11 protein-coding genes are annotated in these 10,733 nt (G+C 57.5%); 2 read left to right on the top strand and 9 right to left on the bottom strand.

Annotated elements, in window-relative coordinates; translation table 11 throughout:
- Nucleotides 1-17: 17 nt before the first annotated feature.
- The 3 genes from K1Y02_22020 to K1Y02_22010 are packed head-to-tail and all read right to left on the bottom strand — an operon-like array spanning nt 18 to nt 1,565.
- Nucleotides 18-494, bottom strand: coding sequence for a hypothetical protein (locus tag K1Y02_22020; protein MBX7259056.1), 477 nt, complete (start codon nt 492-494; stop codon nt 18-20).
- Nucleotides 491-919: a hypothetical protein gene (locus K1Y02_22015; protein MBX7259055.1), complete on the bottom strand. Its 429-nt coding sequence runs from the start codon at nt 917-919 to the stop codon at nt 491-493. Before K1Y02_22015 ends, K1Y02_22020 begins: the two co-directional genes overlap by 4 nt.
- Nucleotides 920-923: 4 nt before the next feature.
- The gene (locus K1Y02_22010) at nt 924-1,565 is read right to left on the bottom strand and encodes a sigma-70 family RNA polymerase sigma factor (GenBank protein MBX7259054.1); all 642 of its coding nucleotides are present in this window, start codon (nt 1,563-1,565) and stop codon (nt 924-926) included.
- 137 nt (nt 1,566-1,702) lie between these two features.
- Between K1Y02_22010 and K1Y02_22005 the strand changes: the two genes are divergently transcribed.
- Nucleotides 1,703-2,194: a 3D domain-containing protein gene (locus K1Y02_22005; GenBank protein ID MBX7259053.1), complete on the top strand. Its 492-nt coding sequence runs from the start codon at nt 1,703-1,705 to the stop codon at nt 2,192-2,194.
- A gap of 12 nt (nt 2,195-2,206) precedes the next feature.
- On the opposite strand, the gene K1Y02_22000 is transcribed toward K1Y02_22005, so the two are convergent.
- From K1Y02_22000 to K1Y02_21985, 4 genes are all read right to left on the bottom strand, one after another.
- Nucleotides 2,207-2,566: a DUF1801 domain-containing protein gene (locus tag K1Y02_22000; protein MBX7259052.1), complete on the bottom strand. Its 360-nt coding sequence runs from the start codon at nt 2,564-2,566 to the stop codon at nt 2,207-2,209.
- 266 nt (nt 2,567-2,832) lie between these two features.
- A complete protein-coding gene (locus tag K1Y02_21995) occupies nt 2,833-3,498 on the bottom strand; it encodes a hypothetical protein (protein ID MBX7259051.1) in 666 nt (221 codons plus the stop codon).
- 224 nt (nt 3,499-3,722) lie between these two features.
- Nucleotides 3,723-5,219 (bottom strand): SDR family oxidoreductase, encoded by a 1,497-nt coding sequence (locus K1Y02_21990; protein MBX7259050.1) that lies wholly within the window; start codon nt 5,217-5,219, stop codon nt 3,723-3,725.
- A 43-nt stretch (nt 5,220-5,262) separates the two neighbouring features.
- Nucleotides 5,263-5,697 (bottom strand): BLUF domain-containing protein, encoded by a 435-nt coding sequence (locus K1Y02_21985; GenBank protein MBX7259049.1) that lies wholly within the window; start codon nt 5,695-5,697, stop codon nt 5,263-5,265.
- A 576-nt stretch (nt 5,698-6,273) separates the two neighbouring features.
- Here K1Y02_21985 and K1Y02_21980 point away from each other — a divergent pair.
- Nucleotides 6,274-7,629: a PhoPQ-activated pathogenicity-related family protein gene (locus tag K1Y02_21980; protein ID MBX7259048.1), complete on the top strand. Its 1,356-nt coding sequence runs from the start codon at nt 6,274-6,276 to the stop codon at nt 7,627-7,629.
- A 379-nt stretch (nt 7,630-8,008) separates the two neighbouring features.
- Here the strand turns inward: K1Y02_21980 and K1Y02_21975 are convergent, their stop codons facing one another.
- Nucleotides 8,009-10,357 (bottom strand): hypothetical protein, encoded by a 2,349-nt coding sequence (locus tag K1Y02_21975; protein MBX7259047.1) that lies wholly within the window; start codon nt 10,355-10,357, stop codon nt 8,009-8,011.
- A gap of 85 nt (nt 10,358-10,442) precedes the next feature.
- On the bottom strand, nt 10,443-10,733 hold a 291-nt coding region (locus tag K1Y02_21970), incomplete at its 5' end, for a hypothetical protein (GenBank protein MBX7259046.1).

The raw sequence follows: 10,733 nt of genomic DNA, 5'->3' as shown, positions 1-10,733 counted from the left end.
CTTACAGCGGGAGAGGGTTACTCCGCGATCGAAAGCAGCAGGACCAATTGGCCTTTGGGCATGTTGAGGCCGCCGAGGACGAGGTGCTTCCCGGGTACTACCGCGCACGTAGCGTTGAGCGCCTCGCGCGTTTCCTTCTTCCCGTCCTTTTCGATTGTCTCGTCGATGACGACACTCACGCGGAAGCGCTCTTCACTGTCTTTCGCGACGGGAGTCACGTGCAGGGTATAGGTATCGTCAATTTCGATGTCGGCCGTCTCGGCGGGTTTGACGGTCTTCGAGGTGGACTTAAGCTTGTGGAACGTGTCGAATGAGAGTCCTTCAAGAGCCTTTCGGACGTTTTCCAGGCCGGAGTCGAACACCTTTTCAGACTTGCCATGATTCTCGTTTGTGGCGTGGACGGCGATAACTTGGAGCGTGACCGGATCGCGAAGGGGCTGGTCGCCGGGTGAAACCAGAGCAGTCAGCAGAATCGCGAACCCAAGTGTCTTCACGGTACGTCCCTCGAAGCCGTGCTAATCCAAATGACGGGATTTCCGTCGGGGGTAACATACGAATTGACCGTGGCTCCCTGCAAGTTCGTGGTGGCTGCTTCCACTTTGCTTTCGGAATTGCCGTGATCTGACATGAACACGACAAATACCGACAAGGCCACAAGCAGGGCGGCCGTCGACAAGGATAACAAGGCCCAGAATCCGCGCCGGCTTTGGGGCGCTTCGATCTGTTCCCGGATTCCTGCCATGAATGCGTTGAACTGGATATCGGAAATTTCGGGCACATCGGCCACGGCGCGCACGCCTTCGCGCATGCGCTGCAGATTGGTTACATACGCTTTTTCTTCGGAGGTTTGCGCGGCGCGCATGGCGGCTTCGACGCCTTCGGTGTCGAAGCGGCGGGCTAATTCGCGTTCTTTATTCATGGCGTCATCCTCCGGCGATTCCCATTCGCTGTAGGGTCAACTGCAACTTCTTTCGCGCGTGGTGAAGGCGGCTCATTACGGTCCCTAGATTGCACTCCATGGCTTTCGCCATTTCCTCGTACGACAAGCCTTCGAATTCGCGAAGTACAAAAGCCGTCCGGTGTTTGAACGGCAAACCGTTCAAAGCAATCTGGATCGCCTCCCCTACTTCTTTTGCCTCGGCGCTGGAACTCGGGTCTTGAAACTGACTCGGCGCCTCTTCCGCTTCGAGTGCGTCATTGTATGAGACGGTCTCAAGACGGCGTTTCTTCAAATAATCCTTGCACTGGTTGGCCGTGATGCGGAGCAACCAGGTCTTGAAGCTCGAATCGCCCCGAAACCGGGCCAAGGACCGGTGAGCCTTCACAAAGACCTCCTGGGAGATGTCCCAGGCTTCTTCCCGGTTGCGCACGAAGTGAAAGGCCAAGCCGTACACGTCGTTGCGATACTGCCGGACAAGCTCCTCAAAAGCGTAGTAGTCCCCAGTTTGGGCGCGTGCGACGCGTTCCCGATCAACATCTATAACTTCCCTGTCTGGAACAGGTTGCGACAAGGTGCTGGCGTCTTCCTCTTCGTAGAATAACGAGTAGTCCAAGGCGACACTCATAATACGGCGCTCCTCATCTTATCCGATTTGACGATAAAACGCATCCCGTATTCATAAGAAAGGTGAGAAAGTGAAAGTGGGAGGGGAACTAGTGTCGGCCTCTGGACATTTTAGGTGTTGAAAGGTAATCTATTGACATGCGGAGAAGTATTCTTGGATACGGTCTGCTCGTCGTTGCCGCTGTGCTCATAGCGGGCTGCGCGACCACGTCTGCTCCCCAGTCCCCGCCTACAATGAGCAAGAATATGGTTGTCACCGGATACTGCAAGTGCGGCAAGTGCTGCAATTGGAAACGGTCGTGGCTTGGCATGGGCCGTCCCGTCATCGCCAGCGGGAAATACAAGGGTCATTCGAAGAAGGTCGGCGTTACTGCCAGCGGCACGAAGGCGAAGGTAGGTACGATTGCCGCCGACACGACCAAGTACCCGTTTGGAACCATCATGTACGTGCCGGGGTATGGATACGGCCGCGTCGAAGATCGGGGAAGCGCTATTCAGGGCGAGCATATCGACCTGTATTTCCGGAGCCACAAGCAGGCCTTAAAGTGGGGAAAGGTCAAGACGAACGTCAGCGTTTGGCTGACGCGGCCACCTGCGCACGCGGAAGCGCAACCTACCGACCGCAGGTAGTCGGGACGGTTCCTACTTCTTCTTTTTGGCGAGGTTTTCCTTCACGCGGAACCTGACCATCTTCCCAATCAAGGCAAGAGGCAGCTTTTTGTCGATAGGAAACTGAATCGCGCCCTTCGAAGTCTTGTACTTCGACAGGCTCTCCTGAAACTCGCAAATAGCAGATGGGGTGGGGTAGAAGCCGATGTGATTTGCACACGCGGCGAAATGGACCAGATTCCCATTGAGCCGAAACGTGGGCATGCCGTACGCGATTGCCTCTTCCGCATCGGGCGCCTGTTTCTGGATTGTCGAGCGAAGTGCCTGCAGCAGGGGCTGAACCTCGCCGGGTTGCGCCGCAATGTAGCTGTCGATGGTCGTGTGTGTTTTCATGTGTTAAGTCTACCAGATCTACGGGGGGAGGGCGGCATAGAGAAGACTATGTCACCCGCATCCGGCGACAGACCCACACGGGCAGACCGTGTCGCGCGCCCTCGTTACTCACGCGGCCCGAAGTCATCCTTAGCTGCAGCCTTAAGCCGGGCCAGCGCTGCAGGATGCGCAAATTGCCCAACAGCGGACAGGAAGGAGTCAGATCATAGTCCTTTATTCTCTGCCGTCAAACGGAGAAGATTGTCAGAGCGAACTTAGTCAAGCACTTACATCAGAAACCGCAGCAGGGTGGCCACTATCAGGAAAAGTCGCGGTATGAATCCAAGCGGTTCATTCGAAACCTCATGAAAGGCGCGAACCGTTCGAAGGGTATCGGGGTAGGCCAGAATGTCAGGTAATCCAAATACTTCCTTTTCGCCAAAGGCCACCCAGAGCTTGCCGGCCGCACTGACCGGGTGATAGCCCACGATGAAATACTCACCATCGACTGGAAGCTCGACGGTTTCTTCAACGTAGATCCAGGACTCGGTTCCCGTGAAGGGCTCGGAGAAGAATTTCGGCTGAAAATCGGCAGCCTCAAAGGTCACGGCGCCTGCGCCGCCAGGTATGGCGAACGACAATTCCGCTGCGGGTAGGCCCGGCCCAACCAGCGCGACCGCAGGGTGATATTCGGTGAGCGCCTCGATGACGGGAACCCCCAGTTGCAGATAAATCAAGTCTCCCGCTTGCCCTTGGAACGTAAGCCAGACTTCCTGGTTCTCTTGGTCTACTTCATGAAGGATTAGTTGCGAAACGTCCGGCTCGGTGACGACGAGGGCCGAGTCAGCGTCAACATGAGAACCGTCGTTCACAACGAGTCGATGAGCCGAGGCCGTAGGAGCCAGAGCAATCATAAGGGGCAGCATGAATAGGGTTAAGCAGCGCGTATGCATGTGAGTCTCCTTATCCCCTTTGACAATGCCAGTCTGCGTCGAGGTCTTATTCCGCTGAAAGAATAGCACACTGCTCCTGGGCTTTGACGGCATCATAGGCATTCCGATGCTGTTGTTTATTGCATAGTTCGTCTGGGTCGGCGCAGCGCAGGAGACGAGCATGACTCAGGTGTACTCGGCTTCGGCTGGGGCCCGCTGTGCAGGAAGGAGCACTCGTTTTCAGCTCAAGATAGAGGAGGCATGGAATTGTGGTTAGCCTCGACCTTTTTCACACGGCCACAAGGTTGGGAGGCATCGTTACCGAGAGCGGCTTCTGCGATACCTCGAAGCATTCCCCGAAACACGAGTTCGTGAAGTGGATACAAGGCATACCAATACACATTACCCACCAACCCGCGAGGGTCGTAGATGGCCGTCTGCCTGATTTCTGTTCCGGAGTCCGTGCAATTCACTTCGAACTGTAACCAAGCCCGCCCGAACACCTTCATTTCGGCGCGCAGCAACAGCTTGTAGGGACGTTCAATGGCTTCCACCCGCCAGCAGTCTACGATGTCTCCCATGCGCAGGTGAATCGGGTCACGCCGTCCGCGTTGCATGCCCACGCCGCCTACCATACGGTCCAGGACCCCGCGGATTCTCCAGAGCCAGTCGCCGTAGTACCATCCGTTAGGCCCTCCAATCCGTTCGATACATTCAAATACGCGTTCTGGCAGGGCGTCCACCGCTATTGTGCGAGAATCGACAATTCGTGAGCCATAGCTCTTACCGCCATAGGTGGATTTGTCTGTCGAGCTAGACAAGGCATCTGACCAATGTGTCTCCCGGAACGTCTGATCTTCCTCGCGCTGAGCGCGCCGAATGGCCTCACTGACGTTCATCGGGCGGACGGTGAAGTCCCTCAATGCCTTGTCATCGGCGACAACGCTGGCGATGCGGATACTGTCGATGAGCTTTCGTCCGACCTTCGCAAACAGTGGTGTAACGAGATTCAGCCACAGGCTGGACAACCATGGGGTCAGAAAAGGCACATTGATATACAGCCGTCGCAATCCCGCGATTTCCCCATAGCGTTTCATCAAGTCGAGATAGGACAATTGCTCCTCGCCACCGATTTCGTACACGGTGGATTTGGACATGGGAAGATCGATGGCTTGAACGAGGTACTCGAGCACATCGTCGATGGCGATGGGTTGCGCTTTCACTCGAACCCATCTGGGGACGAGCATGACGGGCAGCCTTTGAACCAGGCTTCGGATGAGCTCAAAGGAAAGACTACCCGGTCCGATGATGATGGATGCTTGAAACTCCAGCGTGGGAACGCCGGACTCACGAAGTATCTGTCCTACCGCATGCCGGCTCCGCATGTGTGCCGAAGACGGGCTTTCCGTGTCGCCGAGTCCGCCCAGATAAATGATTCGGTTCACGCCAGCCCTCTCGGCGGCAGCGGCGAAGTTACGAGCCCCGGCGAGTTCCGTTGATTCGAAGTCTCCTCTCGACGCGAGCGCGTGAACGAGATAGAAGGCGGTGTCGATTCCGCAAAGCGCCTCATCAAGCGTTGTCGGTTCTGTTACGTCTCCGCGGACGATTTTCGCACTTCGAGGCAGGCGATCCCTCAGTCGCTCCGGCGTGCGCGCCATACAGCGAATCTGGAAACCTCTGGCCTCTAAGCGGGTTACCAACCTGCCCCCAACATAGCCGGTAGCGCCCGTGACGAGTATCATTAATCGTGCGCCAATTTGGCCACCCGCTGGATGCCATGCTCCATCACCGTTGTGTATCCAATCGCTTTCGTTCTTGTGCGGCAATTGCCACTAGGAAGTCGCCCGCCCGTTCCGAGCCAAGTGCGTAAGGGTCGAACTTTTCGCCTTTCGTGAACGCCAAAAGGGTTTCGGGGTCGATTTCCGAACTCTTGATGAATGCCATTGTCCAGTTTCCGAATGACCGCTCCTCGATATCTTTGTATTCGAGCAACAATACATCCGAGTGACGATCATCACGAAGTATGTTCCTGTAAAGAGAGTTTACTTCCTTTTTGGGTCCTTCCAGGCATTGGAGAAAGTAGATGGGGTCGTAGCAGAGGATTCCGGTTATGTTTTTTGCGGCGTTGTTTGTACGCGACTTCTTGAGGATATCGTGAATGTCTTCCATTTCGCACATATCAGTCATGCGACTCACGTAAATCAGTCGAACCATTTCCACGTCAATTACTCCTCGCTGTTGTCAAAGAGCCGATTACCCTGAAGCGTATGAGCTTCAGGCTGCGCGTGTCAGAAAGAACATAGTCCCACGGAGAATATGACGGAAGCGACTGCCGCAGGGAGCATTACGCAATCACGGTGAGCTAACCTGTTGAATCCTCCTTTCGGCGTTTGGAATTAGACGCATGAACTCGGCGCGGTCGGCAGGGTTATGAGCTTACCTCCAACTTTCGACAGATACCGGCGCAAATTTAGAAGTGGCAGTGCAGCAGGTTTTAGCCTTCTTGTGTGCCCAACCTTAGCAGGGACTTTGGGGATGTTCAAGCCACCCTGCGGAGGTCGCCCGTTTTGGGAGCCTGGAGTGTAGGCCAGGAAATACAGGGACATCCATGAAAGGTAGAAGTCACGGATGCCGGGCGGGTGTCCTGAGATTTCCCTTGATTGACTCTCTAAGAGGGGCTCTCTAGGAAGGTTTCCGGAATGTAACTCATGTGCTAGACTGTTTTTTTATCGACACGGCAAGGTGTCCTGGATAGCGCGCGCGACGGCGTGCGCACGACCACGGGAGAATCGTCACGTGAAGCGTCCTGCCCTTCTTTTCCTTATCGGCGCGTTTTGCATCGTTGCGAACCTGGCGACGGCATCTCCGCTCGCGGAGTATGTCAATCGCGAGGACGCCAGCTACTCGTTTACCGTTGCAGAGCCCCAGCTCCTGGGCACCAATACGGTTTACGCGGTTCAGATGACGTCGCAGACGTGGCAAGGCATCGAATGGAAACACTGGCTCACGATCATCAAACCGGAGCAGGTGAAGCATCCCGACAAATCGATGCTGCTGATCACGGGGGGGAACAACGATCGGACGGCGCCGAATCTGAAATCGGTGGAGGCGCGGGTCGTCAATCAGTTGGCCACGAACACGGGTACGATCGTCGCGATGATCGAGCAGGTGCCCAATCAGCCGCTGTTTGAAGGTAAGGAAGAGGACGCGATCATTGCGTTGACCTTTGACAAGTTTCTGAGAGGCGAAGGAAACGATTGGCCGCTGTTGCTGCCGATGGTGAAGAGTGCGGTGCGCGCGATGGATACGGTGCAGGCGGTCGCAAAGAAGGACATGGGAGCGGACATTGGCGGGTTCCTTGTGTTGGGCGGTTCGAAACGCGGATGGACGACATGGCTGTCCGCAGTGGTGGATAAGCGGGTCATGGGGATAGCGCCCGCCGTGATCGACATGCTCAACATGGTGCCGCAAGCTAAGAATCAGCTTGCGAGCTATGGCACGTTCAGCGAGCAGATCGCCGACTACACGGAGAACAATATTCAAGCGCGCATGAACTCGCCGGAAGGCGAGCAGTTGCGGGCGATTGTCGATCCCTATTCGTACCGAGATATGTTGACGTTGCCCAAGCTCATCGTGCTGGGAACGAATGATCCGTACTGGAATGTCGATTCGTCGAGCACGTATTTCCCCGAGTTGAAAGGCGAGAAGTTCCTCTATTACTGCGCGAACACGGGGCACGATGTGAACATGGGCGGTATCGCGGCGATCACCGCGTTTTACCAGTCGCTTGTGCACGGCACGAAGCTGCCGGAGATGACGTGGCAACGTAGCAATGATGGCGGGCTCGAGGTGAAGTGGTCGGATGCTTCCGGGCGCGCAAAGCTGTGGAAGGCAACGGCGCCGTCGCGCGATTTCCGTAAGGCGCAGTGGACCTCGGAGGACCTGCCGGGGCAGGGGAGCGTGACTGTGAACGTGCCCGCGCCGGAACAGGGGTGGCTTGCGTATTACGTCGAGGTGGTCTTTGCGAATCCGAATGGCGGCACGGCGGGACAGTGCACGACGATGACGGTGTTGCCGGATACGTATCCGTTCGCCGATGCCGTGGCGAAAGCAGAGGCGGAGGCGGCCGCAACGGCGAACGGGAAATCGTGAAAAGCTGACCTTAACCGCCAGCGCAAAGGCACGTAGAAGAGGAAGATCCGCATTAGCGTTAGGTTCGGGGCGTCGGTTTTGTCGTTAAGTCGTGACAGCGCTTTCAAGAATTCAACGCAAAGGCGCTAAGGCGCGAAGTCGCAAGGATTCAGCGTAGGACCGCCGGTCATTAACTAAGCGTTGTTTTCGTGCAAGAATCGAATTCGTTGCTCCGCTTGTCCCTCGTTTCGCGGAACAGGTACCTTACGTCCGATCGTATCTTTGCTCGCGCAGTGCAACGACTCGGCGCATATCTATAGGAACGTTTGGAAGGCAGAACCGCGCGCATCGGTGTTCCATTCGTTTCCGCTATGGTTCTACCGAGTGGTGTGGGCAGACGTTACGAGAAGTCGTTCAGCAGCCATCGGCAGTTGATTATCTTGGCGACCAAATCCAGGGGGACGTAGAAGTACTGGTTGGCGGCCTCGAAGCCGATTCGCGAATCTTCCTGGGCGAGGGGGAATAGTTGATGGGCCAGGTCAATCTCCGACCGGAGGATGTTCCGGATGTCGTTGCGTAATGCTTCGCGTTCTTCATCGGTAAGCGACTGGGCCGCGTCGGCGAGTTTGTCGCGGGCAACAATGAATCGTGCCTGGTTTGCCACCGACTGAAAATGGATGGCTGCGACGTGGGCGTACCGCAGCTCGGCGCGCGCACCGTCGGCTCGTTCGGGAGGAACTGCGTCGCCGGCGGCCTTGAGCGGTGGAATGCCTGATTGCCACCCCTGTGCTGTCTTTTCAAACTGGGCGATGAACGTATCCACGGGGTAGGGTCCGCGCCACGTCGTCAGGTCGTCGTAGGGAATGCCCGTCATGGTTGCCGTGTACCCCGTCTTTTCGCGGTAGAGCGGATTGGACGGGCCGAGGTGCACGGGACTGAAATACATGACGCTGTGATGAAACGGATACTCCTGGAATGCCGTGCTGAAGGCGTGCCACGCCTTGCGCGCCTGGGCCGCGCCGTGTTCGCCGTAGTTCTGGGTGGCGAGAGCATCGAGCACGGCGTCGACTTCGGGGATCGCACTCTCGTGGGCCGTTTCTGCGGGTGAAGGCGCGGGGGATGAATGCTGGAATCGGGAGGCGATCTCCAAATTGGGCGAAGGGAATCCTCCGAGCGTCCAACTGAGCATCATTCCGTCCAGCCCTCTCGATGCGAGATTGTGGCAATGCTCGGCTACAAGCTCCATGACGGGCAGGTACGGCACGGTCGAGAGTTCCCAACTGTTGTTGAGCTGCACTTTAGCGACGGTCTTGAGCTGCGCTTCCTTTGCCCAGTTCCAGTGGCGAATCGCCTTTGGGCCGGGTCCAACGGCGGAGACGGAATACTCGCCGACCGTTGTCTCGGTTCCGCCTCGACGCAGTGGTAAATCCCATTCACTGACAGACATGACCCACACGGATTTGGGAAGCCGGTCAATGATTTCCCGCACATCGCCATGGTTGTGCCATTCCCAGTCCCACGCGATCACCTTTGCGTTTGGACTGACCCGATGGACGCCTTCTTCCAGCGTTGCGTTGACCTCTGCGACGATCTCCGCGTCCGTTCGATCCTTGCAGCGGGGGCAACTTGGGCGGTCGCCGTAGGAGGCGCAGCTTGTCACGGCTTCGCCAGTGGTGATGGTGAAGATCCCTGCCAGATCGGGGACCTGGCTGAAGATGTGCGCGACGGCGTCGCCGAGCCATTTGCGCACGGCAGGATGCGATGTGCACATCGTCCTGAATCCATCGCCCGCGCCTATGCCGGCCATCCCGGCGCGGCCCTCGACTTCAAAGAACGAGGCGGGTCTGGCGCGCGGCTCGTTCAGGTAGAGGTAGACCCCGATGCCGAACTTGCTGGCTCGCTCTGTCAGCGAGCGTAGATTGGCCAATCGCTGCTCATGGCCGGCGCCGAATTCGGGAAACGCGTCTCCGCCGGGTGCCATGTCGCGCAGGATGACCGAGAGCCACACGCCATTGATTCCGAGTGCCGAGAGTTGCTGCAACAATCCATCGGGATAGGGGTCGAGGCGGGCATTCGCCAGCGGATCGCCGAAGGCCGCGAAATACGAGTAGATGAACCGAAGCTGCGCGTCCTGCGAGGAACCGGCAGCGTGCGCATCCGTAACAGCAGATGGAACTGCGCGCTGCTGGAACTGCTGAAGAAACGTGAAGCGAGGTTCGGCGGGGCGGGCAAGGGCGTCGCCAAACTCTTCGGCAACTATGCGCTTAATCTCCCCGGAGCGATTCCGGGCGGCCTCATCCGGCGGACTGTAGCGCAACGGGTCGCACTGCGGCTTAAGCCGGCCCAGTTTCTGGTACAGGGCGTCATCCTCGCGCAATGCAAACGCAAGGCGCTCGGGGGTCATCTCAACGAGTTGCAGCAGTTGTTCATAGGGAAGCAGATGCCAGTTGCGTCGAATCAACATGTAGTAATCCCGCCCTTGCTGCGCGGGTGGGATGGCAGCGGCAGGGGGGAGTCCCATGGAGTCCGCCACGGCGATGATATCCTGGGCGTTGGCGCCGAGGATCGCGGCGAGTTTCTCGGGCGCGACAAGGTTCCAGTTCTTCCAGATGAATTCGTGCATGCGGTCTGGGAAGTGGCCGCTCACCAGCGATGGCGGGTCCGAACCCGCGGGCAAAATGGACTCAGCGGCCTCAATGCGCGCGCCTGCTGAGAGGAATAGGCACGCTCCCAGGGCGCAGAGTGCGATGCGCGATATCCATCCCTGTTTGGATTTGACCCCGCTGGAGACGGCGCACGCAGCGATGAAGCCTCGGACGTTAGTGTGTTGCATGTTATCCCTGTGTTGGAGAAATCCTGAGCAGCACCGCATCGCGCGCGGGCACATCGACTGTGATAGAAACGGTTGAGCCGTCTTGATCGCCGATGACTTTGCTCTCGGCGGTGGTCACCGATTCGAGGCGCCACTTCGAGCCGGTGAAACCGTGCTGCGCCATATCGAGCGTGCACGTGAACGCGTGAGCTTCTGTGTCGGCGTTGGCTATCAGGATGCCCGCATCGCCGTTGACGCCGCGCCAGAGTGTCGCGTGGATTGCTTTGAGTGTAACCGGGCCGTCGCCGCTCGG

It is taken from the genome of Candidatus Hydrogenedentota bacterium (genome assembly GCA_019695095.1).
Lineage (GTDB): Bacteria > Hydrogenedentota > Hydrogenedentia > Hydrogenedentales > SLHB01 > JAIBAQ01.
Note: the sequence above shows the minus strand (reverse complement) of the source record. Positions and strands in the feature narration are given on the sequence as shown.